Origin of the sequence: Endozoicomonas sp. G2_1 (assembly GCF_017744155.1) — a bacterium.
In the GTDB taxonomy this organism is placed as follows: Bacteria; Pseudomonadota; Gammaproteobacteria; order Enterobacterales; family Alteromonadaceae; genus JAGHQT01.
In genome coordinates this window covers 1-24,489 of sequence record NZ_JAGHQT010000004.1, presented here as the reverse complement: position 1 = coordinate 24,489, position 24,489 = coordinate 1, and the positions used below count along the sequence as shown (strand labels likewise).

Here is a 24,489-nt window from a genome sequence, read left to right as displayed (position 1 = left end):
CGCTATTGATTAGCGTTAATTACTCTTTAAAGGCCTGACTTTAAAGAAGCTTCAATAAACTTATCTAAATCGCCGTCCAATACGGCTTGGGTATTGCGGTTTTCAACACCGGTGCGCAAGTCTTTAATTCGGCTATCATCTAAAACATAAGATCGAATCTGGCTACCCCAGCCTATGTCAGACTTACCTTCTTCAAGCGCTTGTTTGTCTTCATTCTGCTTTTGAATTTCAAGCTCGTATAACTTGGCTTTCAATAACTTCATCGCAGTGGCGCGGTTTTTGTGCTGTGAACGGTCATTCTGACAGGCAACCACTGCACCAGTCGGAATATGGGTAATACGAATGGCTGAGTCGGTTTTGTTAACGTGTTGACCACCCGCGCCCGACGCTCTAAACGTATCAACGCGCAGGTCTGCTGGGTTGATATCAATTTCGATATTGTCGTCAATTTCGGGGTAAATAAACGCAGAAGCAAACGAAGTATGACGGCGGCCACTTGAGTCAAATGGCGATTTACGCACTAAGCGATGGACGCCTGTTTCGGTGCGCAGCCAACCATAAGCATACTCACCCGAGTACTTAATGGTACAGCCCTTAATACCGGCAACATCACCGTCAGAGACTTCAATAACTTCGGTTTTAAAACCGTGAGCTTCGCCCCAACGCAAATACATACGCATTAGCATTTCAGCCCAATCTTGTGCTTCAGTGCCGCCCGAGCCTGACTGAATATCCAAGTAACAGTCGTTTTCGTCCTGCTCACCCGAGAACATCCGGCGAAATTCTAATTTATCTAACTGCTCTAATAAGCCCTGTAGTTCAGCCTCAGCGTCGTCAAAAGTTTCTTGATCTTCTTCTTCAACGGCGAGTTCAACTAACCCTTCAATATCTTCACAACCACTGTCGAGGGTTTGAATCGTCTCAACAACGGCTTCTAACGCTGAACGTTCTTTGCCAAGTGCTTGCGCGCGCTCAGGCTCGTTCCAAATTTCAGGTGTTTCTAATTCGCGACAAACTTCAACTAGACGCTCTGCTTTGGCGTCGTAGTCAAAGGTACCCCCTAAGCAAGTTACTGCGCTCGCGGATATCTTTTAGTGCATTTAATACAGGGTTTACTTCAAACATTAGTTACTTCGTTGTATGTTGTTAACATTTAGCGGCCAACCACGGCATAGTCAGCAGGCAAATAGTCGCGTATTCTAGCGCATCTAACCACTGAAATAAATCAGCTAACAGCGAATTAACGGTAATAGTTGTGATAACTTATAATCACCGATTAAATCAGTGACAGATTGGGCATATTAAGCAAGTTCGATATGTTCGACCATCAGTTGTAGATTGTGCTTGCCGCGAAATTCATTAACGTCGAGTTTATAGGCCAGCCTGATGATCTCGGCACTGTGGTTCGGCCAAGCTTTAAGATCAATATTAAACGCGATAGCATCTAGCGTTAACCCGTCTTTTTGCACCACTAATTTTAAGTGTTTTTCGCCAACTAAACGTTGCTGGACAACCGTAAAAATGTCGTCAAATACGGGTTCTTCAAAGTGTTGTCCCCATGGGCCGGAAGCTCGCAACAGCTCGGCGAAATCAAGGGTTAATTCGCGGCTTGATAAGCTACCGTCAGAATAAATCTTACCTTGTAGCTGGTCGTCGTTAAGCCATTCATTTGCCACTTCGCTAAACGCTTGCTCAAAGCGCTTAAAATTAGCCTTTTTAATGGTTAAACCCGCCGCCATCGCATGACCACCGAATTTACTTATTAAATCTGGGTAACGACTATCAACTTGTTCGAGTAAATCGCGAATATGCAGGCCAACTATAGAGCGCGCTGAACCTTTAATTTCACTGTCATCGGTTAGCGGCTGCTCGTCACTGGCGACAGCAAAGACAATACAGGGGCGATGGAATTTTTCTTTGATGCGACCAGCAACAATACCAATTACCCCTTGATGCCATTCTGGGTGAAACAGCGCGATGGCCTTGGGTATTTCAATGCTGTCATCATTGGCAGCGGCTAAGTTCAAGCGTGAGAGAATTTGCTCAGCTTCAACTTGCATACCTTGTTCAATTTCGCGGCGTGCCCTGTTGAGCTGGTCGAGCTCTTGCGCCATCGCGCGAGCAGCCATAATATTTGGCTCTAACAGACAATTAATACCGTAAGAAATATCGTCTAACCTGCCAGCCGCATTAATACGAGGGCCAAGGGCAAAACCAAAATCGCTGGCACTCAAGCGATCTTGATTGCGCTTAGCCACTTCAATGAGCGCTTGAATACCCGGTCGCGTTTGTCCCGCTTGAATCCGTTTTAAACCTTGTGCGACCAAAATGCGATTATTGGCATCGAGAGTCACAACATCGGCCACAGTGCCAAGCGCCACTAGATCAAGAAGCTGAGCCAAATTAGGTTCAGCAACGCCCGATTGTTCAAACCAATTCATTTGTCGCAAACGCTGACGCAAGGCCAGCATCAAGTAGAACGCAACCCCAACCCCGGCCAGTGCTTTACTGGCAAAGGTACATTCACCTTGATTGGGGTTAACAATAGCATCAGCGTCGGGCAAGGTTTGGCCTGGTAAGTGGTGGTCAGTGACAATCACTTTTATGCCAAGTGCTTTAGCGCGACTGACGCCAGCGATACAACTAATACCATTGTCAACGGTGATAATCAGCTCAGCCCCTTGCTGAGCGGCAACTTCGACAATTTCAGGACTTAAACCATAGCCGTAGTCAAAGCGATTAGGGACTAAAAATTGATGGTTGCGAAAACCTAATAAACGCAGTGCCTCCATCATCAATGCGGTGCTGGTGGCGCCATCGGCATCAAAATCGCCAACAATAATAATTTTGTTTTGTTGTGCTAAAGCGTCAAGCAAAACATCACACGCTTGGTCAGCGCCAAAGAGCTGGCTAGGTGGGATCAATTGCTGAGCTGAAAGCACCAGTTCATCGGCAGACTTAACGCCGCGGCGAGCGTAAATTTGCTTAACAACGGGGTGCAAATGCTGTGGCAAGTGACTATCGTCAATGAGCTGACGACGAACAATACTGGCTTTCATGGCGACCTATAAGAAAATTTTTTCAACCGACATATTAAATGCGGTTAAATAAGGTTGAGCGACAAGCATAAAACAGAAAATAAAACGCGGGCAAGCCCTATTAGAGCTTGCCCGCGTGATAGTACATCTTTAAACTTTATACGCTTATAAGCTTTCTAAAATTTGCAGCATATCATCAGGTCCGCGATAGCCCGGTAACATCATACCATTGGCTAAAATAATCGCCGGCGTACCACTAACACCCACTTTGCGACCAAAGTTATATTCAGCTTCAACTGGCTTATCGCAAATGCGTTGAGCTACGTTAGAGCCAGCCTTTGCTTTAGTCATTGCAGCTTTTGGGTCTTCGTGACACCAGATTGAACGCAAATCAGCAAAACCTTGCGTATAGTTACCAGCGCGGTCGGTAACACCTGCTCGAGGGTAAGCTAAGTAACGCACAGTAATGCCTTTGTCGTTGTAATCATCTATTTGTTCGTGCAATTTACGGCAGTAACCGCAAGTAATATCGGTAAATACAGTAATCACGTGTTTTTCATTCTTCGCAGGAAAAACAATCATGTCATTCTTAAACTGATCAACACCCGCGAGACGAACTGATGACATACTACGCTCAGTTAAGTCGCTCACGCGATCGCCCAAACCATATAACTTACCCTGTAATAAATAACTGCCATCGCTACTAGCATAAAACAAACCGCGTGGTGTCATAATTTCAACTAATCCCGGCATCGGCGCAGGTTTTACTTGTTCAACAACCATACCTAACTTGGTTGTTAGGGTTTTCTTAAGCGCTTCAGCGTCGAACGAAGAAGCCGCGCTTTGCGCGATTGCTGCCGGCGCTACATGGTTAAATTCTGCATTAGCAATAGTACCAAGAAAAAGGCTAGACAGAACCAAAGAGGCGCTAGCGAGCTGTTTAAAATACTTCATTAATAAATCCTGTAGAAAACTCTAGACCAAGATGACCGTGAGAGATGGCGAAAAATTACCTGCATTTTACTGAAAATGCAAATGCCCCGTAACCCCACTCAACTAGTTTAGCCAGCGCTTTACCTCAATTGTGTTTATGTAGACTGAGTACTATTCAATCTGATAGAATCGCGCCCCTTATCGGTTTTTAGGAAAATGGTATGAAGATCGGCCTTTTTTACGGCTCAACAACCTGTTACACAGAAATGGCAGCGGAAAAGTTACAAGCGGCATTAGGGGCTGAACTGGTTGATCTTCACAACATTAAAGATGTGCCATTATCGCAATGCCTTGACTACGAGTTTTTGATTTTTGGCATTTCGACATGGGATTATGGTGAACTTCAAGAAGACTGGGAAAGTCACTGGGCTGATATTGCCAGTCTAAACTTATCAGGCAAGATCATCGCCCTTTATGGTATGGGTGACCAAGTTGGCTATACCGACTGGTTCCAAGATGCCTTGGGTATGCTGCACGACGAAGTTATTGCTCAACAAGGCAAGGTTATTGGCTACTGGCCAAATCAAGGCTATCAATTTGCCGCATCTAAAGCACTGACTGAAGATGGCAGCCACTTTGTTGGCTTAGCGATTGACGATGAGAGCCAGTACCAACTTACCGATGACCGCATCAATCAATGGGCGGTTCAAATTTTAGAAGAATACGCAGAGTTGATCGTTTAGATCAGCTCGATACAATCGATTTTACATTGTACTTTTATGCGTACTTTTTTTGAAGTACTCGCACTTTATTATTTTATTTAGGTAACTCAACAACATGTTTGCACAATTTGACCTCGACCACGAACTTATCGGCGCGCTTGACGATATTGGTTTTAAAAAACCGACATCTATTCAAGAACTTGTGTTACCTGAAGCAATGGCAGGTAAAGATGTATTAGCCTCAGCACCAACAGGTACAGGTAAAACCGCCGCCTTTTTGCTACCTGCCGCTCAGCATTTACTCGACTACCCGCGTACTAAGCCGGGCTTCCCTCGTGTATTAGTGCTAACGCCAACTCGTGAACTAGCGTTGCAAGTGGCTGAGCAAGCAGAGTTAATCACCAAAAACACTAATATTAAAACCGGAGTCATTACCGGTGGTGTTAACTATGGCAGCCACAAAGAGATTTTGACTTCAACCACGGATATGCTGATTGCAACGCCTGGACGCTTGTTAGAATACATAGACAACGAGCAGTTTGACGCGAGAGAAATTGAATTATTGATTTTCGATGAAGCCGACCGCATGCTCGATATGGGTTTTGCCGATACCATTAACCGAATTGTTGACGAGTCTGCCAACCGCAAACAAAGTATGCTGTTTTCCGCTACACTTGAAGGTGCTGGTGTTATCAAGTTTGCTAAGGAAGTCCTTAACGAGCCAGTTTATCTCGAAGCAAATCCGTCGCGCAAAGAAAAAGCTAAAATTCACCAATGGTTACACTTAGCCGACAACAAAGCCCACAAATTCGCGTTGCTCGCCAACATCCTCAAACAAGAGGAAGTGACCCGTGCAGTGGTTTTTGCCAATAAACGTGAAACCGTACAGTTTTTATCGGGCAAACTATTTGGCGAAGAAATCCCATGTGCATGGCTTGAAGGGAATATGCCACAAGACAAGCGCAATAACTCGGTAGATCGCGTACGCGATGGCCGAGTTAATGTATTGGTGGCAACCGATGTTGCTGCCCGCGGCCTAGATATCGACGATATTAGCCACGTCATTAACTTTGATATGCCACGCAAAGCCGACATTTACTTGCACCGCATTGGGCGTACAGGTCGCGCTGGCAATAAAGGTACTGCGATTTCATTAGTTGAAGCACATGATATGCTAGTGATTGGCAAAATTGAGCGCTACCTAAAAGAGCGTCTGCCGCGTCGTGTTATTGACGAGTTAAGACCACAGCACAAAGAAGCGCGTATTCCACTTAAAAAGCCAAAAGTGAAAAAATCAGCAGCGCAGAAGAAAGCAAAAGCGAAGAAGATTAAGAAAAAATCGGCAAAGAAAACGAAATAACACGACTGAGTTTCAAGTTATTAGCTATCAGCGTTCAGTGGTTTTCTGACAGCTGATAGCTAAATACTAATAACTTACTCGGCTTCTTTACGAGTAAAGACCCAATCATTACCTTTAGTCAACTCATCGTTAAACTGGTAACCACCTAAATCAAAACCTTTGAGCTGTTCAACATCAGTCAGCTGATTTTGAATAATGTAGCGGGCCATTAACCCTCTTGCTTTTTTGGCAAAAAAGCTAATCATTTTATATTGGCCGTTTTTCCAATCTTTAAACGCAGGGGTAATGATATTTGCGTCTAGCTCTTTCTTTTTAACCGCCTTAAAGTACTCAGTTGATGCTAAATTGACCAAGACCTTATCACCTTGCTCAGCAATCGCTTTATTGAGTAATTCAGTAATAATAGAGCCCCAAAATTCATAAAGGTTTTTGCCGCGAACATTGTCGAGTTTTGTGCCCATTTCCAAGCGGTAAGCTTGCATTAAATCAAGTGGCTTAAGCAAGCCATACAAGCCCGACAAAATACGCATGTGATCTTGAGCAAATGCAAAGTCATCTTCACTAAAGCTAGCCGCGTCTAAACCCGTATATACATCACCGTTAAACGCTAAAACGGCTTGGCGAGCATTGTCCGGAGTAAACGGCTGTTGCCATGCGCCAAAACGGGCGGCATTTAAGCCAGCGAGCTTGTCGCTAATACTCATTAGTGAACCAATATCAGCTGGAGAAAGCTTTAAACAGCGCTCAATGAGTAACTCACTCTCGGCAAGTAATTCCGGCTGACTAAACGTTTGCGTCGCCACTGGTGATTCGTAATCTAAATTTTTGGCAGGAGAAACTACAAGTAACATAATTTATTCACATTAATGTCAAAATTTTTGCTCACTATAGCATAGATATCTGTGAAACCTACTGCCGTTATTTCGCTCGAACTCATCGATTTTTTTGATGTAACTAAACTTAGTGAAAGGTAGCCAGATAAAACTTGACCAAACGGACAATATTTGAGATTTTAACGCTACTTCTACAATTAGCTATTAACATGTGCAGCAAGCACTGAGCTTAATAAACGAAAACATAGAAAAGAAAGTAACAAACCCAAATAAGTATAAAATATTACCAAATTAACCTGCGCTTACCGGTGTTTTTGTTGTAATATTTTTTCAAATTAAAAATATTCATAGCAGCTGAGCAAGGTCATTGCTCGTAGATAACACCCTCAGCTGCTCGGATAAGGACAAAAGATGACAAACCAACTTGACCAACTTAAGCAATTAACCACGGTTGTTGCCGATACCGGTGACATAGAAGCAATCGCCAAGTTTCAACCACAAGATGCCACTACTAACCCATCGCTACTATTAAAAGCAGCGGCACTGCCGAACTACCAAAATTTATTGACTGAATCAGTGGAGTGGGCAAAAGCGCAATCAAGTGATAGCACTCAACAACTGATTGATGCGGCAGACAAACTTTCAGTATTAATTGGCTTAGAAATTCTAAAATCCGTTCCGGGTCGGATTTCGACAGAAGTTGACGCCAGACTTTCGTTTGACACACAAGCTACTCTAGCTAAAGCCCGTAAATTAATGGCAATGTATAACGAAGCCGGTATTAGCAACGATCGCATTTTGATTAAAATCGCTTCTACTTGGGAAGGCATTAAAGCCGCACAGCAACTAGAAAAAGAAGGTATCAACTGTAACCTCACATTGTTGTTCAGTTTTGCTCAAGCGCAAGCGTGTGCCGAGGCTGGTGTTTATCTAATTTCACCATTTGTTGGTCGCATTTTAGACTGGTACAAAAAAGCCACTGGTGTTGACAGCTACCCTGCCCTTGAAGATCCGGGTGTTGTTTCTGTCAGCAGCATTTACCAGTACTACAAAGCCAACGGTTACAACACAGTAGTAATGGGCGCAAGCTTCAGAAATACCGGTGAAATTTTAGCTTTAGCAGGCTGTGATCGTTTAACCATTAGTCCTCAATTAATGGATGAACTCGCCAATAGCGAAGAACCAGTGACGCAGCACCTAAACGCAGATAACGCAAAAGCTGAAAAGCTGGCGACAATTGATGAAGCAAGTTTCCGTTGGCAGATGAATCAAGATCCAATGGCAACCGAAAAACTTGCTGAAGGTATTCGCAACTTTGCTATCGACCAAGATAAATTAGAGCAGCAATTAAGCGAGCTGTTTTAACAATAACAATTGCTCAAACAATAACCTAAATGTTGTTAAATACACCTTTTGCTGGACATAAAACTTTCGTTTTTTGGTAAAAAAACAGTCATAAAGATATTTTAATCTGCAGACAGATGTGTTATTAAAAAGATGCAGTTGTCACAGAAGGAGTATCCTATGGATAAGTTAACCAAAATTTTGGACTCATTTGATCAACCTAAAACAAAAAACAAAAGCAAACGCAAATGGCGAGAAATAGAACAACTGAAGGAGAAATTTGAACTTGAGCGCGAACTCAAGCTGTATGAAGACTCTTTAGAGTACATGCTTGACGAAGTTTAATTTCAAACTCCAAAACAACAACTTTCAGGAACCAAATATGTAAAAACCCAGCTCTGCTGGGTTTTTTAATGATTAAATATACTGTTAGTTACGCCCCTGTACCGCTTTAAATCTAGGGTTCGACTTACAAATAACGTAAACCCGCCCGCGCCGCTTTACCACTTGGCAATCTGGATGACGCGTTTTAGCACTTTTTAAAGAACTTAAGACCTTCATTTTTTACTGCCAATAGTACCAAACTTATCTTTAAATTTAGAAACACGGCCATCTTTCTTAGCCACTCTTTGCTCACCAGTGTAGAAAGGGTGTGAAGCACTTGAGACATCTAATGTCACATATGGGTAAGTTTGTCCTTGATACTCAATCGTACGATCAGTTTTAAGAGTTGAACCTACAAGAAAATATGTATCGGCAGCGGTGTCGTGAAAAACAACTTTTTGATAATCAGGGTGGATATTAGGTTTCATAATATGGCTCTTTAGTTTGTTACAATATAACAAATGTTATCAAAACGCCCACTCAATCACAAATGAAAATCAATATCATTTATAGTTAATATGTATCTATCTAACCTTTAAATAAAGCTCACAACGAGCCTCTTGTGCTAGTGACACTGTCAAAAACTACAACGTCTGCTGATATTTCTAGTAGTAAAAAAACATAATACATTGAATATTATATGCTTTATGATAGCTTTATAGCCTTTTGAATAATTGGTAGATCTTAAATTTATTAGATTAAGGAAGGTTATATGATCGACTTCATGATGTCACTGCTGGCAAATACTGGTGCTATTGCCATTGTAGTGCTCATTCTCTCGATAACAGGGTTAATTAAAGCGCGACTTAAGTGGGCTTTACTATCTTTAGTGTTGATATCACTATATTTCGCCGCTCTATTTATGGGAGGGCAATTAATTCCCCTCAATCAAGCCTTTCCTGGGCTCAGTTACAATTGGGGAGGAAAAGTATCAGCTATTTTACTCTGGATAGTAACGCTGGTTTTATTACTCAAGTTACGCAATAACTTTAACGCCGCTGAGGCTGGCTTTACGTTTTCACAACGACCTGGTTCAACGGTACCAGCTGCTATTGCAACAATATTATTCGTGGCGATTCACATTGTTATTTCACTATCGTTAAGTGATAGCTCAATAAGCACGACAGAAGACTTTTTATTCCAAATGACCATGCCTGGACTCGATGAAGAGCCAATGTTTAGAGGTATCTTGCTATACATTATGTCTTTGGCAATAGTATCGTCTCGTTTTAACGTATTAGGTGCAAAAATTAATGTAGCCGGGCTATTGCTAGTTGTCTTATTCGGCTTAGTACACGGAGTTATGTATAGTAATGGAGAGTGGCAATTTTCTTCGTTCCCCATAATGATCACGGGCGCTTATGGCTTTGTCTTATTATGGTTACGTGAGCGAACTGGTAGTTTAGTGTTTCCTATCATCGCTCATAACTTGGTAAACAGTTCAGGCTTGCTCGTTTAACCTCTACCACCATTAATAATCCAAGAGGCTGCTCAACATAGTATTAAACGCTTAAAACTTTTACTTCTTGTAAATGGTTATAAAAATGCATAACGTGAGCTAATTCATATTCCGGCTTGTCGAGTACGCCAAAGGCAAAGTGCTCGGCGAGTTGCCCTTGATAGCCTTGAAAGTCGAGCATTGCCTGCCGTAACCTCTGATAGGCAAGACTTAGTTCACTACTTTGTAAAATTTCAGTGGCTCCGGGAATAGCCTCACTTAAATTGTGTTGCATTTCACCGCGAGCGCTAAAAACAGCAAAAGCCGCATTGCCAACAGTACGTTTAAACAGCGTAGACTTGTGCTCAGGAAAGCCCACCATTGAATACTCTATGCTTTGCGCACAATGATTGAGTACCTTTGCCCAGCTCCACTCACCTGCCATTTGTACCTTGCTTCGTTCAAGTTCCGCCAATTTTGCTAGTGCGCTCGTTAACGTTAAGGTAGAGCCATCAACTTGAGTTGACAAAGTACTATAAGCACCGACAGCCAGTGCTGAAATAGCAACACCTGAGCCGAGTAAAAAACGCCTGCGATTCATCGTATTAACCTCATTTCTAGTTATTCATACTCAGCTGTTCGTGTCCATAATCTTCACGTTTAGTTACTTACGCTCATTTACTTGCGCTCTGTGTGCCAATCAAACAGCCAAGCACCTAATCCAAGAAAGACCGCGCTCATCAGTGCCAAAATACCTAAGTGATAGCTAATATCAGCAAGGCTAGCGCCTTCAGTGATAACTTTTCGGGCACCAGTGACTAAGTGAGTCAAAGGTAAAAAATCGGCAAATGTTTTTAATGCTTGCGGAGCGCCTTCAAGACTAAACCAGACACCAGAAAGTAGCATCATTGGCCAAGAGGTCATATTCAGCAAGCCACCTGTTAGCTCCTCGCTCTTACTTTTGCTCGCGACTAGTAAGCCGAGTGATATTAAGCAAATAGCCCCCATTGCACCGACAATAAACAAGTCCAAATAACTACCTTGCATGTAAAAATCGAAAAAGAAGTTACAGCCTGTGTAGACCACGCTCGACATAAACATGACGATAAACAACCTTGAAGCCAACTGAGCACTAACGAACTCAAAGGCCGACAGCGGCGTTGCTTTTAATCGTTTTAGTACTGAGTTTTTTCGATAACGAACAATGACATAACCAACACCAAACAAACTGCTAAACATCATGTTCATCGCCAAAATGCCCGGTAAAACCCAGTCGACATAACGAACGCCTGCGCTGTTGGTTTCAAGCCGAGTAAAATTTTGATGGCTACCAAGAAAGATTTTTTCTGCCAAGTAGCCCTGCGGTGATTCGGTATTGAGCCAATACTGCTTGGTTGGGTAGGAAATCAACAAATCAATACCGTGTTGGTCGAGTTTGCGCAGCGCTTTCTCTTCTGAGCCATAGTCAACAAACTCAATGTGTTTGGTCGCTCTAAAGGCTTGTTCTATTGGCGACTGCACCTGAGTCAGCGCTTGCCCTTGATTGAGAATACCAATTTTATAAGCCGGCCTTCCGTCGCCCGAAAAAATAAAAGAAAAACCCGCTAACAGTAATACCGGAAACAGTAAATTCCAACCGAGTGAGGCGCGGTCGCGGAAAAATTCTAAATTACGCGCTTGAAATACAGCCCAAAATCGTTTCATTTTCAATAGTCCTATTCGCGTAGTGAGTGGCCGGTTAGTTTTAAAAATAAGTCATCAAGATTAGCTGATTGCACATGTAAGCCTTGCAATGAAATGCCCTTGGCCATCAAATCAGCAAGTGTTTGCTCTACATTTGCGGTCGATATCTCTACTCTGTCATCGCGTATTTGCCAGCCATTCTCTGTCACTATATCCGCTGGAACTTGCTCTTTTGGCAACATAATAAAGGTGTTGCTAAAGTGCTTTTTCAGCAGTTTAAAAGGCTGACCTCGTTCGATGATCTGGCCCTTGTCGATAATGACTATCTCATCACACAACTGTTCGGCTTCATCCATATAATGCGTGGTTAAAATAATGGTTTTATTTTTCGCTTTAATGTTTTTTACCAACTGCCAAAAATGGCGGCGCGCTTGTGGATCTAAGCCCGTTGTCGGTTCATCGAGAAAAACAATATCGGGATCATTGATCAAGGCAAGTGCAAGCAATAAACGTTGACGCTGGCCACCTGAAAGCTGGCGATTATCACGGTCTAAAAATTCGCTCAAATCGCAAAGCTCAATTAATTCATCATGTGCAACCGTATGTTGGTAAAAAGCGGAGAACAACTTCAAGGTTTCGCGTACGGTTAAGTAGTCTTGCAGGGCGGTATTTTGAAACTGAATGCCGATATGGTGGCTAATTTCATCAAGACTTTTGTGGCCGCGATAGCTGATTTCACCTGATGTCGGTTTAATAATTCCTTCCATCATTTCAATCGTGGTTGTTTTGCCCGCACCATTAGGGCCAAGTAAACCAAAACAGTGGCCTTGGTGAACGTCAAAATCAATATTGTTAACCGCGACTAAATCGTCGTAGCGCTTAACTAAGCCGCGAACGGTGATAACACTTTGCTCACTCATTAAGCAAGTAACTCCTTGAACAAAAAAGGATAAAACGAAGTCATCCTAAAAATCATATGAAAAGCTATTGAAAGCACAGCTGTTAAGCGGGCTTAGTCGCTAAAGTGAATCTAACTGACAAAGCACACTAAATAACAAAACCCAACAAATGATAACAATTATCATTTGCATTAAAAAATATTTTAGTCTATCTTAATTCATAACACCAAAGGAGAACTGTTATGAGCAGACAAACACTATCACAAGTTTTACCAGACACAGCTAAGGTCGAAATATCTGGCGATTTGCTCGCAAAACTTATTGTATCGGGTTTATTGCCAGGCAGCGAATGTAAATGTTTAGACGCCAACGCTAAACAAATTATTTGGCAATCTTTGCTCAGTAGCAGCGTTGCTCAAAATTCAGCGGTTTAAACAAATCAACACCAAGGACTCAGCATGGAAACAGTAGCAATTAAATCCGCAACAGACTCATATACTCAAATCACCACTAAAAGTGAAACAGCCTTGAAACAGCCCGCTAATCAGTTGGAAGACTGGCTAGCAATACTCACCCAAACCTATAGCGACCACCCAAGCCAAAGTCTTGCCAAGGTGATTGACTACTACATTAACCGCATTCTGCAAGACAGTGATATTACCTGTGATGGTGACAAACAGTGCCAATATTACGCAATGAGAAAATACTGGCATTGGCAAAGCCAACAGCACTAGCTCACTGTGTCACCGTGTTATGGCTAAGTACTAGTAATGCGAGTAGTGCGGCTGTAGTGCCGTTTAACGTAATCAATTAAATATTGGTTTAACGTTTTTTTACCTGTAAAGCCAAACTCAGCACAAATCTCTGCGACACTGGCTCGGATTAGCAAGCGCTTGATCAAAGGTAACACACTTGTTGTTGAATTTTGTGCTGTCGGTTTTAGCTGCTTCGCAAGCTCCACTAAATGAATGATTAGCCAGTGCTGCAGTGCATAAGCACAACTGTCGTACTGCATTTTACCTTCAGCGAATGCTGATATTTGATATTCCTCAAGTTCAGTAAGCACAGGTAGAACCGACTGAGGCCAAGCACTGGCAACAACAGCAACTAAGTTAGCGCTAAGGTGTTGATATTGTTGAGCCAATAAATACGGCAATTGCTGATAAAAACCGGTTGTCGCGATGCCAGCAAATTCTGCGCTACTGTCGTTAAGTGCTTTTAATAACAAGCCTGAGTATTCACCACTGGCTTGGTCTTGGCTAAAACCAATGCGAGCTAAGCTAAATCCGGCCCGTTGCCAAAACCACAACAGTTCACTGTTCAAACCAAAGCTTGTCGACAAAACATCGCCCCCTTGTTGCTTGGCGAAGCGAGTAATTTTGCCTAAAAAATAACGACCAATACCAAGACCTTGGCAGTCTGGATGAACTGCAATTCTCAACACACGCAAGTATTGCCAGTCAAATGCACTAAAAAGACCGCAGTGATTAATTAAAGACTGGGGAGTAAATTGATCTTTTAAGCGCCTGCGGCCATCTATGACGCCATTAATCTCTGATTCAGAAATGCCAGAATTAGCGCCTTCAGATAACAATAACGTAACGGCGACAACTTGTACTTGCTCAATGTTTGCACTCTCAGTCTTAAGCACTAGCAACTGCGCTTTGGGATTGTCTAGAATGAGTTGTAAATCGTTTGGGCTGGTTTGATAATGTGCCGTCACCAAAATTGCCAATACTTGCTCAAGTAAATACGGCTGTGCTAATAATTCACTTGGCGTGACTAAGCGCATGCTAAGGGTATCAATGTTCGCTTGGCTAAATTGTTGGCAGTTAGCCGCCGCCAAGCTTGCATCTAACAAACAACTTCGGTTGACAAAATTTTCAAGTGGATCGCCCTCTCGCCAGCGAATAGCTTGAGTCATTTCTAAAGATCGCCAGTTCGGATAGTGCTCATTAAGCACTTTTTTAAACTTGATGGCAAAGCCTCGACCCGCGCCCTCATAGCCATGCACTGTGCTGGCAAACACTATCCGATGATAATTAGCTAGCAACTTAGTTAACAGGTAAACCGGAATCGATGCCGCTTCATCGACCATTAATAACTGACATTTAGGCTTGTCTAGTAGTAATTTATCGATTGGATAAAATGTGATGGTCGAGCCTTGATATTGACAAGTTCCGGTTTGTAAACACACTTTAGCTTCAGGCAAATTAATGCTTAGCTGGCGAAAAAAAACTTGTAATGCTGCTAGCTGGGGGGCGCACACGACAATATCGATTACACCACCGGTGGCGTTCTTTTCATCAACGTCATTTAACAACTCGACACAAGCAAGTGCCAAGGCAGTAGATTTGCCACGCCCGCGATCAGCAGTTAACACCAAGGGGCGATGACGATGGCCACTGACTTGCCTGATAATGGCTTCAACAGCCTTTACTTGATCGGCGGTTGCACATTGATAAGCAAACTCACCTGACAGCTCGTGTGCTCGGTTATCATCACATTTCGGCAAACCTTGACTCTGCGTTTGGCTGCCAAAATCAGCCCCCGCAAAATCAGCAATCAAGTCTTTTTCGTCCCCTTGCCTTAAAAGATAAACACCATTACCTACTTGCTGTTTAAGTAGTATCAAAAAGCGTTGCAGAAAGTAACTGGGCTCTTGGTACTCGGCTGGTGATAGCAATAAAAACAAACTCCCGCCAGCGACTAAGGTCCCCGACAGTGCGGCAAAAGCTTCCGGGTTAAAAGACTGCGCAGCTAACAAAATGTGTTGGTATTCACTGCCTAGTAACTGGCGATGATTTTTGTTGGTTACCTCAACACTTCTCGCTAATTGCTCAGCGTGCTGCTGCTCAGATAAGACAAAATCAGTCACTAACAAGTTTGTGAATGCTTGTTTATCGTCACTTTGAGCAGATAACTGGCCAAAATAAGCAAGCGCCCAATCAAGATCACCAACAAGCACAATCAACTGGCGATGACCAGCGATCATCAACTCGTTTTTTCGACATTCAAACCAGCTATTTAATTGTTTAGACAAACTAAAATTTCCGACGCTACGTAATAACCTAAGTGTATCAATTTGCCCAACTAATTTGAAAAATAAAAACTTATTGCCTATGTTCAAACAAACGTCTGAGATAAGGAGTTAGTGATGTCAGTAAAAAACCAAACTTACTTAATTGATCAGCACGAAAACGATGATGCCAGCCACGATATTATTCTACAAGACGAGCAAGCGCGCAGAAACGCTGAAGCGCGAAAACGCATTGAAGATTTACTCGAGCAAAAGCGCCTCAAAGAGCTCTTTGATGACAGCGACGATTGGTAATAAAAAAGCGTTAGCCTTGTTAGCAATATGCTAAAAATTTTCGTATGGTAGACAGTGTTATAACAATTATTCAACAAATCTAGGTCAAACATGAAAAAACTACCAACCTTTAAACGCTTGCCATTAAGTGGCTTGTGCCTAGCGCTATTTACCAGCTTAAGCGCACCAGTTTTCGCCAGTTCAACCAGTAATCAAGACGTTGCCAAATACGCAGACCAAGTTGAGGAGGACGTAATAAAGTGGCGTCGTCACTTCCATCAAAATCCAGAACTCTCAAATCGCGAATTCAATACAGCTAAAACGATTGCTAAATATTTAAAGGATTTAGGGCTGGAAGTACAAACAGGCGTTGCCAAAACAGGTGTTGTCGCGATTCTTGATTCAGGTAAACCCGGGCCGGTAGTTGCCTTACGAGCAGACATGGATGCGTTACCTGTTGTTGAAACCAGCGGTTTACCATTTGCATCAACGGTTAGATCAGAATACAACGGCGCAGATGTCGGCGTAATGCACGCCTGTGGCCACGATACACATATGGCGATGTTGATGGGCGCAGCACAAATTCTCGTTAACATGAAAGACCAGCTCAAAGGCAAAGTGAAGTTCATTTTCCAACCCGCTGAAGAAGGTGCACCAGAGGGTGAAGTCGGTGGCGCTGAAGTCATGGTGAAAGAAGGTGTACTCAGCAACCCTGAAGTTGATGTGATTTTCGGTATTCACATCTCATCGAAAGTAGAAGTAGGCACAGTGCGCTACCGCGAAGGCGGCATTATGGCCGCGGTTGATCCATTTAAAATTGTTGTTAAAGGCAAGCAAGCACACGGCGCGTACCCGTGGCACAGTGTCGACCCTATTGTAACCTCTGCCCAAATCATTATGGGCTTACAGACGATTGTCAGTCGCAATGTTGAACTCATCGACAGTGCCGCTGTGGTTACGGTCGGCAAAATTGAAGGGGGCAATCGCTCTAATATCATTCCTAACGAAGTCGAAATGGTCGGCACTATCCGCTCCTTAAATCCTGTGACCCGAGAAATGATTCATCAAGCCGTTCACAACAAGGCCACCAGTATTGCGCAAAGTATGAATGCAACTGCCGAAGTGACACTACCGCTTGATTACAGCTACCCTATTACCTACAACGAACCGAGCTTAATGCGTGAAATGTTACCTTCGCTGCAAGCCAGTGCAGGCAAAGAAAATGTAGTACCAACTAATGCAGTCACCGGGGCTGAAGATTTCTCATTTTTCCAGGAGAAAGTACCGGGGCTTTACTTATTCGTTGGCGGTAGATCAAAAGATATGACTAGTGAACAAGCTCCTAGCCACCACACGCCGAACTTCGTCATTGATGAAAGTGGCATGAAAACAGGTGTTAAGCTGCTCAGTGATCTCACCATTGACTATATGAACAAGCACTAACCTCTCTAATGCCCAGCCAAGTTATGAAAAAGCTGGCTGGGCATTTCACTTTTATCCCGTTCTTCTTAATTTATCGCTGATCAAACTTCTTTCAAACAACGTACTACAATCGCTAGTTTATTTAGCAAAAAGATTTATACTCTCAGTCAAAATATTTACATCAATCAATAAACTAAGTTAGCTAACATGACTTTTTTGGAAAAACTTCGCTGTTTGTTTACTTTTGGCCAAGGTGTCGCGCTGCCTTTGCCTGAATTTTCCGAGGCCAAAGATCCATTTGCTTTGTTTGAGCAGTGGTTTAACGACGCTAATAAATCTGGCATTTTATTGCCAGAGGCGATGTCTGTTGCAAGTTGTAGCCCTGATGGTCAACCCAGTTCACGGATGGTATTGCTAAAAGAGTTTGACCCAAACGGTTTCGTTTTTTATACCAACTACGGCAGTCGTAAAAGCGCTGATTTATCAGAAAACAGAAAAGTTGCTCTGTTATTTCACTGGAACGTCCTACAACGACAAATTCGCATCGAAGGTACGGTTACCAAAACATCATCTCAGCAATCGGCCAATTACTTTCACAGTCGTGATCACGGCAGTCAAATAGGTGCTTGGGCGTCGAAACAAAGTCAGCAACTAAGCTACGATGATGAGCTAAAGGATCGCGTCAAAAAATACGAAGAAAAATTCGCTGGCAGCGAACAAGTACCGCATCCTGAATTTTGGGGTGGCTGGCAAGTAGAACCTCATTACTTTGAATTTTGGCAAGGTCGTGCGAGCCGCTTACACGACAGGCTGTGTTTTGAAAAAGACAGCCAAACTCAAGCTTGGCAAACGCTAAAACTGCACCCGTAATAACATAGTCAAATTACCCACTAAATACCGGCTAAAACAATAGTACAAACAACCCGTTATTTTGCAGTACTCAGCATTTGATAACGGGTTATTGCTTTTATAGAGCTTAAAAAATACTAAGCCCGTTTATTACAGACGACATTGCTAAGTGTTAATACTATGGCAAAGCAAAACAAAGGTAAGCTACTTGGCGTTGGAATATCGGTTGGTGGTGGTGTACTAATTCGCTCGCCAGCAATCGTAATATCGTCAAAGGCAAAAGACTCCGATTGGGCATCGCCATGTATTTCAATAAACAAGGACAAGCTAGAGCCTAGACCGTTAATGGCAATATTGTTAAAAGCCGTCAGAGAGGTACTGAGTAACAGGCCATCGCCAATGCCATCGAAATTGGTATCTTGCAACAATCGATTGTTGGTAACGTCGCCACCTGGTTGTTCCGCTTCAAAAAACAACAAATCCTGAATCGTACCGCCGTCGATCTGCGCTCGAACTCGCAAACCATCGGCACTGTCATAACGTGCAGTACTATCATTGCCGTTCAAATTATTGCCACCAGCGCCAAACAAGCCACTAAACAACAAATTGTTAAAGCCTGATATGTTTAGATTAAACGTCAAGGTTTGTGATCTAATGCCTGGCCCTTGAGGATCGTCAATATCATCAGCGGCAAAAAAGTTTTCACCGTTAAAGCCGTTATAGGCACCATCAATTGGGCTTGCAACACCGTTAAGTGGACTAATAGTAAACAAATCTCGCCCTGTATCGAAAAACAAACCATCAGATGCTGAGAAAGTAAGGTTGTTATCCTCAAAGTCTTCCAAGAGAATAATTGCAGCTTGACTGTTAAAGCCAACTAAACAGCAAAGCAACACGAGTTTTAACATCAGCCTGTTATTAGCAAATTTACTCATTTCAATTCCTCCGTGATTTAAATTTTTTCACTCGCTACAGGCTAAGCTGAAGTTAAGTAATTCCTTCACTTAAAATCGACGAGTATCTTTAGGTGTAGCCAAAGCATTTAAAACATGCAAGCGCTAATAAAAATCAAATGGTAATAAAAAAGGCTCTATAATAACTGTTACAGAGCCTTTTAATGCTATTAAAAAAATAATGGAAAAAGTAGTGTTAACCTTGGCCAACCAGTGCTAATAAAATACCGGCAGCAACCGCTGAGCCAAGTACACCGGCAACATTTGGTCCCATCGCGTGCATGAGCAAGAAGTTGTGTGGGTTTGCTTCTAAACCGACTTTGTTGGCCACACGAGCCGCCATAGGTACCGCAGAAACACCAGCAGCACCAATAAGCGGGTTAACCTTCTCTTTGGTAATGGTGTTCATAAATTTCGCCATCAGTACACCTGAGGCAGTACCAATTGAAAACGCCACCGCACCTAGTGCCAAAATACCCAAAGTTTCAACATTTAAGAATGCGTCCGCACTTAACTTTGAACCAACACCTAAGCCCAAAAAGATGGTAACAATGTTAATTAGCTCGTTTTGCGCAGTTGAGCTCAAGCGGTCAACAACACCACATTCGCGCATCAAGTTACCCAAACAGAACATGCCCACTAACGGCGTTGCCGCTGGTAAGAAGAAAATCGTCATCATCAATACTCCCAACGGGAAGATAACCTTTTCAACTTTGGTTACGTGGCGCAGTTGTGCCATTTCAATCTTGCGCTCTTCTTCACTAGTGAATAACTTCATGATTGGCGGCTGAATGATCGGTACTAAGGCCATGTAAGAGTATGCAGCTACTGCAATCGCGCCCAGTAAATCTGGCGCCAATTTCGATGCTAAGAAAATCGCTGTTGGGCCATCGGCACCGCCGATAATCGCAATTGCTGAAGCATCTTGTAAGGTAAACTCAAAGCCTGGAATCGCATTTAAAGCAATTGCGCCAAACAAGGTTGCGAAAATACCAAACTGTGCTGCTGCCCCTAAAAATAAGGTTTTAGGGTTGGCGATTAAGGCGCCAAAGTCGGTCATTGCTCCTACACCCATAAAGATCAATAAGGGGAAGATCCCGGTATCGATCCCGGCGTAATACACATAGTGCAGTAATCCGCCAATTTCAGAAAAGCCCGCTAGCGGAATGTTGGTGAGGATGGCACCAAAGCCCATAGGTACTAGCAATAGCGGTTCAAAGTTACGGGCGATAGCAAGATACAACAAGCCACAACCCACTAACATCATAATCACTTGGCCACTCTCAAAATGAGCAAGGCCAGTCGATAACCAAAGTGTATGTAATTGTTCCATCGATGTTTCCTACGCCAAACTTAGTAAAACATCGCCAACGGCAACAGAGTCGCCCTCTCTGACATGAACGTTAACCACTTGACCGTCACTGACGGCGCGAATTTCCGTTTCCATTTTCATCGCTTCCATGATCATGACAACATCACCGGCAGCAACTTGCTGACCATTGCTGACCATGACTTTGAAGATGTTACCCGCCAATGGCGCATTTAACGTTTCTTCTGCCGAAACCGAGGTACTTTGTTGCATAATTTCGCTATCGCGTTGCACGGCAGAACTCGCTGGTGCGATATTTTCAATAGTGCCACCTGGCGCAACAACCACATCGTATACTTTACCGTCTACGCGGACAGCGTAACTCTCTGCTTGGCCTTGAGTGGCTGGCTTAACTGCTGGCGCAGCTTCAACTTTCTCAGATACTGTTTCTTTACCCGGTGCAGGTTCAAAAGCATCAGGGTTATTTCTATTTTCTAAGAACTTAAGACCAATTTGCGGGAACAAGGCATAGGTTAATACGTCATCAATCTTGTCTTCAGCAAGCGTAATCCCCTTCTCTTGCGCCAATTTATCTAATTCTACCGTTAAGCTATCCACTTCAGGGTCAAGTACATCAGCAGGACGACAAGTAATTGCTTCACTGCCATCTAATACGCGCGCTTGTAACTCAGCATTAACAGGCGCTGCGGTTTCACCGTATTCGCCTTTCAGTACGCCAGCAGTTTCTTTAGTAATCGACTTGTAGCGCTCGCCAGTTAGCACATTCAACACCGCCTGTGTACCAACAATTTGAGAGGTAGGTGTCACCAAAGGAATAAAACCGAGATCTTCGCGAACTTTTGGAATTTCAGTTAATACTTCATCTAAGCGGTCTGCCGCGCCCTGTTCACGTAATTGGTTCTCCATGTTAGTCAACATGCCACCAGGTACCTGAGCTAACAAAATACGGGCATCAACGCCTTTTAAGCTACCTTCAAACTTTGCATATTTTTCACGAACGTCTCTAAAATATGCCGCCACTTCAGCAAGTTTAGCCATATCAAGGCCGGTATCACGATCAGTACCTTCAACGGTCGAAACAATCGTTTCTGTAGGACTGTGACCATAGGTCATACTCATTGAAGAAATTGCCGTATCTAACACATCGATATCAGCATCAATCGCTTTCATGTGAGTTGCAATGCTCAAACCTGTGGTTGCATGACAGTGCAATGCAATCGGCAATGCAACGGTTTCTTTCAAGCGACCAATGAGTTCTGCTGCGTCATATGGTTTGAGTAAACCAGCCATATCTTTAATACACAATGAGTGAGCGCCCATGTCTTCAAGTTTTTTCGCCATGGTTAACCAACCTTCGAGGTTGTGGACAGGGCTAACGGTATAACTCAATGTGCCTTGAGCATGTGCACCTACTTTAACTGCGGCTTTAATCGCCGTTTCTAAGTTACGAGTATCATTCATCGCGTCAAAAATACGGAAAACATCAACACCGTTAACGTGTGCACGCTCAACAAACTTCTCAACAACATCATCGGCATAATGACGGTAGCCCAAAATATTTTGGCCGCGAAATAGCATTTGCTGCTTGGTATTTGGCATCGCTGCTTTTAACGCGCGAATGCGTTCCCATGGATCTTCGCCTAGATAGCGAATACACGAATCAAACGTGGCACCACCCCACGACTCAATCGACCAAAAGCCTACTTCATCTAATTTTGAAGCAATGGGCAACATATCTTCTAAGCGCAAACGCGTAGCTAACAATGATTGATGGGCATCTCGTAAGACAACTTCGGTAATTCCTAACGGTTTAGTCATGACTGGCTCCTGATTATTGAATTTTATTGTTGTGGCGATACTGAGTTACTGCTGCAGAAATAGCGGCAACAACATTATTACTTAACCCTTGCTGTGGCGCAGGCGCAGACTGCCTCACAGGGGTTTTAGGTGTAGCATCTGGAAATTTGTCTGCTAAAGGCGCAAGTATTTTGTTGATAAACAAAACCAAGATACCCAAAAAGACAAACACAAAGACCATACCCGCAAGCATCAATATGCCAGCATCTAAAAACAGTTGGTTAAGTTGTTCCATTGTTATTATTCTCACCCCGAAAATGGATAAATAGAATAATCACTCGAATTATTAAAAAGCAACCTCTAAAAAGGCAAATAAAATAATATCAATGAAAAATGTAAGGATAAAAAGTAAAAATCAATAACTTAAAGCAGAAAATGGCAAATTGTATACAATCTCTACTTATTGAATTACATGGAATAGCGAGTAAAACAAGATAATTGTATACAATTTAGCATAAGATAACCTAATAAACCTTACACATAACTCAAAGTTATACAGGCACTTTCAAGATGATTATTTGTTACACAACATTTAGTCGAGACAACTAAAAACAATCCTAGTTTGATATCAAAAGACGGTATCAGTGTAATGCACAATTATTAATAGAAAGTAAATCAAAGCTGAACAAAGTTTCAAAAAAGAGAGCAAGCTGGAAGTAATAAAGCCTGATATATGAAACTTCTTTTTAACAGTTAAAGACTTCTACAGGATACTAACCTATGACTGCCTATGTTTGAGGTAAGGAATCGTAGCCAGTTTTCTAATATTAGCCTATTCAGCTGAGCTAGGCGTCTGCAGTCACTTAATAACAGCAATGTGTAAGAAGACAAAAGCGAGGCGAAAAAAAACCAGTCAAAAGACTAGTTTCTTATATGTAGCGATTGCTACAGGAGTCCGAACCTGCGACCGCCTGCCCCTCGTAGCCACTTTTCTAATATTAGCCTATCCAGCTGAGCTAGGCGTCTACAGTCACTTAACAACAGCACCATGTAAAAAGACAAAAATAAGGCAAAAAAAAACCAGTCAAAAGACTGGTTTCTTATATATGGCGGACGCGGCAGGAGTCGAACCTGCGACCGCCTGGTTCGTAGCCAGGTACTCTATCCAGCTGAGCTACGCGTCCGCAATAACCATTTATTTATATCTCAGGTAAAAGAGATAATAAGCTTACAACGGTTAACGTTGATACTCCCTAAATACTCAAGGTACTCGCTTATCAGAGAGGAAAAAAAACCAGTCTTCAGACTGGTTTTATAATGTGGCGGACGCGGCAGGAGTCGAACCTGCGACCGCCTGGTTCGTAGCCAGGTACTCTATCCAGCTGAGCTACGCGTCCGCGGTCTATTAATTTCTTTAACTAGCCTTAATAGTAGCTAGCTTTCATTATTTATCCACTTGAAAGAAAGTGGCGGACGCGGCAGGAGTCGAACCTGCGACCGCCTGGTTCGTAGCCAGGTACTCTATCCAGCTGAGCTACGCGTCCGCAATAACCATTTATTTATATCTCAGGTTGAAGAGATAACGAACCTTGTTCGTAGCCAACATAAACTAGATAAGCTATCCAGTAGAACTACGCGTCCGTAATATTATCTGTAAAGATAATGGCGGTGAGGGAGGGATTCGAACCCTCGATAGGGTATAACGCCTATACTCCCTTAGCAGGGGAGCGCCTTCAGCCTCTCGGCCACCTCACCAGTGGGTGCGAATATTAATGGATCTCAGGGATAAGTCAAACAGTTTTTTGCAATTTATTTTGATTTTTTAACTGTTTGCTGAGATTTCAAGCAAGTCGAGGGATTTTTATACCAAAACTTTATTTTTTACTTCAAAAAAACCTGTGGCAAGCATAATAAAAACGACAATCAGATATCGATAAAAAGACCATTTGCTTGCCAATTAAAAAGCATTAGGCAAAAAAAAGTCGGCTAATGCCGACTTTTTCTCACAAGACTGACCCGTCCTAAATAAGGTTGACACTTTTCAATCAATGAATTGGAGAGTGCCATGAAATCAACCACTAAACGAACTCAAAAGGATTACTCACTCGCTTTTAAATTGGCGGTCGTCGACCAAGTTGAAAAAGGCGAGATGACTTACAAACAGGCTCAAGATAAATACGGTATTCAAGGT

At 42.8% G+C, this 24,489-nt stretch carries 24 protein-coding genes, 4 tRNA genes and 1 pseudogene; 11 read left to right on the top strand and 18 right to left on the bottom strand.

The window, feature by feature from the left end; all coding sequences use genetic code 11:
- Window positions 1–26: 26 nt before the first annotated feature.
- The 3 genes from prfB to dsbC all read right to left on the bottom strand — a co-directional run bounded on the left by prfB (window position 27) and on the right by dsbC (window position 3,992).
- Window positions 27–1,125, bottom strand: a protein-coding gene (gene prfB / locus J7384_RS06885) for a peptide chain release factor 2 (RefSeq protein ID WP_209112419.1) whose coding sequence is annotated in 2 segments (ribosomal slippage) — window positions 27–1,049 and window positions 1,051–1,125 — 1,098 coding nt in all. Because the reading frame shifts where the segments join, the coding sequence is not laid out codon by codon here.
- Between the two features lie 176 nt (window positions 1,126–1,301).
- Complete coding sequence (recJ, locus tag J7384_RS06880; RefSeq protein ID WP_209112417.1) at window positions 1,302–3,059, bottom strand: single-stranded-DNA-specific exonuclease RecJ; 1,758 nt, start codon at window positions 3,057–3,059, stop codon at window positions 1,302–1,304.
- Between the two features lie 144 nt (window positions 3,060–3,203).
- The gene (gene dsbC, locus J7384_RS06875; RefSeq protein WP_209112415.1) at window positions 3,204–3,992 is read right to left on the bottom strand and encodes a bifunctional protein-disulfide isomerase/oxidoreductase DsbC; all 789 of its coding nucleotides are present in this window, start codon (window positions 3,990–3,992) and stop codon (window positions 3,204–3,206) included.
- Window positions 3,993–4,192: 200 nt separating this feature from the next.
- Between dsbC and fldB the strand changes: the two genes are divergently transcribed.
- Entirely contained in the window at window positions 4,193–4,714 is a 522-nt protein-coding gene (gene fldB, locus J7384_RS06870; protein WP_209112413.1) for a flavodoxin FldB, read from the top strand.
- Window positions 4,715–4,808: 94 nt separating this feature from the next.
- Window positions 4,809–6,053, top strand: a complete 1,245-nt coding sequence (gene srmB, locus J7384_RS06865) for an ATP-dependent RNA helicase SrmB (RefSeq protein ID WP_209112411.1) — start codon at window positions 4,809–4,811, stop codon at window positions 6,051–6,053.
- A 74-nt stretch (window positions 6,054–6,127) separates the two neighbouring features.
- Here srmB and yaaA read toward each other — a convergent pair whose 3' ends face one another.
- Window positions 6,128–6,904: a peroxide stress protein YaaA gene (yaaA, locus tag J7384_RS06860; RefSeq protein ID WP_209112409.1), complete on the bottom strand. Its 777-nt coding sequence runs from the start codon at window positions 6,902–6,904 to the stop codon at window positions 6,128–6,130.
- Window positions 6,905–7,297: 393 nt separating this feature from the next.
- Here yaaA and tal point away from each other — a divergent pair, with 393 nt between their 5' ends.
- Window positions 7,298–8,251, top strand: a complete 954-nt coding sequence (gene tal, locus J7384_RS06855) for a transaldolase (protein ID WP_209112407.1) — start codon at window positions 7,298–7,300, stop codon at window positions 8,249–8,251.
- A gap of 159 nt (window positions 8,252–8,410) precedes the next feature.
- Window positions 8,411–8,575, top strand: a complete 165-nt coding sequence (locus J7384_RS06850; RefSeq protein WP_209112405.1) for a DUF3545 family protein — start codon at window positions 8,411–8,413, stop codon at window positions 8,573–8,575.
- Between the two features lie 84 nt (window positions 8,576–8,659).
- Here the strand turns inward: J7384_RS06850 and ykgO are convergent, their stop codons facing one another.
- Window positions 8,660–8,791: a type B 50S ribosomal protein L36 gene (gene ykgO / locus J7384_RS06845; protein WP_209112403.1), complete on the bottom strand. Its 132-nt coding sequence runs from the start codon at window positions 8,789–8,791 to the stop codon at window positions 8,660–8,662.
- Window positions 8,788–9,042: a type B 50S ribosomal protein L31 gene (locus J7384_RS06840; protein WP_209112402.1), complete on the bottom strand. Its 255-nt coding sequence runs from the start codon at window positions 9,040–9,042 to the stop codon at window positions 8,788–8,790. Before J7384_RS06840 ends, ykgO begins: the two co-directional genes overlap by 4 nt.
- Window positions 9,043–9,326: 284 nt before the next feature.
- Here J7384_RS06840 and J7384_RS06835 point away from each other — a divergent pair, with 284 nt between their 5' ends.
- Entirely contained in the window at window positions 9,327–10,073 is a 747-nt protein-coding gene (locus J7384_RS06835; protein WP_209112400.1) for a CPBP family glutamic-type intramembrane protease, read from the top strand.
- A gap of 43 nt (window positions 10,074–10,116) precedes the next feature.
- On the opposite strand, the gene J7384_RS06830 is transcribed toward J7384_RS06835, so the two are convergent.
- From J7384_RS06830 to J7384_RS06820, 3 genes are all read right to left on the bottom strand, one after another.
- Complete coding sequence (locus J7384_RS06830; RefSeq protein WP_209112398.1) at window positions 10,117–10,653, bottom strand: DUF1569 domain-containing protein; 537 nt, start codon at window positions 10,651–10,653, stop codon at window positions 10,117–10,119.
- A gap of 77 nt (window positions 10,654–10,730) precedes the next feature.
- Window positions 10,731–11,756 carry an ABC transporter permease gene (locus J7384_RS06825; RefSeq protein WP_209112396.1) on the bottom strand — a complete coding sequence of 342 codons (1,026 nt, stop codon included), beginning with the start codon at window positions 11,754–11,756 and terminating at the stop codon, window positions 10,731–10,733.
- Window positions 11,757–11,767: 11 nt separating this feature from the next.
- Window positions 11,768–12,655, bottom strand: a complete 888-nt coding sequence (locus J7384_RS06820) for an ABC transporter ATP-binding protein (protein ID WP_209112394.1) — start codon at window positions 12,653–12,655, stop codon at window positions 11,768–11,770.
- Window positions 12,656–12,876: 221 nt separating this feature from the next.
- Here J7384_RS06820 and J7384_RS06815 point away from each other — a divergent pair, with 221 nt between their 5' ends.
- Both J7384_RS06815 and J7384_RS06810 read left to right on the top strand, forming a co-directional pair.
- Window positions 12,877–13,068, top strand: a complete 192-nt coding sequence (locus J7384_RS06815; protein ID WP_209112392.1) for a hypothetical protein — start codon at window positions 12,877–12,879, stop codon at window positions 13,066–13,068.
- Between the two features lie 24 nt (window positions 13,069–13,092).
- Window positions 13,093–13,368, top strand: coding sequence for a hypothetical protein (locus tag J7384_RS06810; RefSeq protein ID WP_209112390.1), 276 nt, complete (start codon window positions 13,093–13,095; stop codon window positions 13,366–13,368).
- Window positions 13,369–13,391: 23 nt separating this feature from the next.
- On the opposite strand, the gene J7384_RS06805 is transcribed toward J7384_RS06810, so the two are convergent.
- Window positions 13,392–15,677: a GNAT family N-acetyltransferase gene (locus J7384_RS06805; protein ID WP_209112388.1), complete on the bottom strand. Its 2,286-nt coding sequence runs from the start codon at window positions 15,675–15,677 to the stop codon at window positions 13,392–13,394.
- Between the two features lie 114 nt (window positions 15,678–15,791).
- Here J7384_RS06805 and J7384_RS06800 point away from each other — a divergent pair, with 114 nt between their 5' ends.
- The 3 genes from J7384_RS06800 to pdxH all read left to right on the top strand — a co-directional run bounded on the left by J7384_RS06800 (window position 15,792) and on the right by pdxH (window position 18,239).
- Window positions 15,792–15,968, top strand: a complete 177-nt coding sequence (locus J7384_RS06800) for a hypothetical protein (protein WP_209112386.1) — start codon at window positions 15,792–15,794, stop codon at window positions 15,966–15,968.
- A gap of 90 nt (window positions 15,969–16,058) precedes the next feature.
- Complete coding sequence (locus J7384_RS06795) at window positions 16,059–17,390, top strand: amidohydrolase (protein ID WP_209112385.1); 1,332 nt, start codon at window positions 16,059–16,061, stop codon at window positions 17,388–17,390.
- Between the two features lie 186 nt (window positions 17,391–17,576).
- Entirely contained in the window at window positions 17,577–18,239 is a 663-nt protein-coding gene (gene pdxH / locus J7384_RS06790; RefSeq protein ID WP_209112383.1) for a pyridoxamine 5'-phosphate oxidase, read from the top strand.
- 116 nt (window positions 18,240–18,355) lie between these two features.
- Here the strand turns inward: pdxH and J7384_RS06785 are convergent, their stop codons facing one another.
- The 8 genes from J7384_RS06785 to J7384_RS06750 all read right to left on the bottom strand — a co-directional run bounded on the left by J7384_RS06785 (window position 18,356) and on the right by J7384_RS06750 (window position 24,053).
- Window positions 18,356–19,153, bottom strand: a complete 798-nt coding sequence (locus tag J7384_RS06785; RefSeq protein WP_209112382.1) for a hypothetical protein — start codon at window positions 19,151–19,153, stop codon at window positions 18,356–18,358.
- 214 nt (window positions 19,154–19,367) lie between these two features.
- Complete coding sequence (locus J7384_RS06780) at window positions 19,368–20,504, bottom strand: sodium ion-translocating decarboxylase subunit beta (RefSeq protein WP_209112380.1); 1,137 nt, start codon at window positions 20,502–20,504, stop codon at window positions 19,368–19,370.
- 9 nt (window positions 20,505–20,513) lie between these two features.
- A complete protein-coding gene (gene oadA, locus J7384_RS06775; protein WP_209112378.1) occupies window positions 20,514–22,319 on the bottom strand; it encodes a sodium-extruding oxaloacetate decarboxylase subunit alpha in 1,806 nt (601 codons plus the stop codon).
- A gap of 13 nt (window positions 22,320–22,332) precedes the next feature.
- Window positions 22,333–22,593, bottom strand: coding sequence for an OadG family transporter subunit (locus J7384_RS06770; protein WP_209112376.1), 261 nt, complete (start codon window positions 22,591–22,593; stop codon window positions 22,333–22,335).
- A gap of 812 nt (window positions 22,594–23,405) precedes the next feature.
- Window positions 23,406–23,482: transfer RNA gene (locus J7384_RS06765), tRNA-Arg, on the bottom strand.
- Between the two features lie 136 nt (window positions 23,483–23,618).
- Window positions 23,619–23,695, bottom strand: a tRNA-Arg gene (locus tag J7384_RS06760).
- A gap of 70 nt (window positions 23,696–23,765) precedes the next feature.
- A tRNA-Arg gene (locus tag J7384_RS06755) sits at window positions 23,766–23,842 on the bottom strand.
- Between the two features lie 119 nt (window positions 23,843–23,961).
- A tRNA-Ser gene (locus J7384_RS06750) sits at window positions 23,962–24,053 on the bottom strand.
- 310 nt (window positions 24,054–24,363) lie between these two features.
- Between J7384_RS06750 and J7384_RS06745 the strand changes: the two are divergent.
- Window positions 24,364–24,489 (top strand): annotated as a pseudogene (locus J7384_RS06745) (IS3 family transposase); the annotation flags it as partial.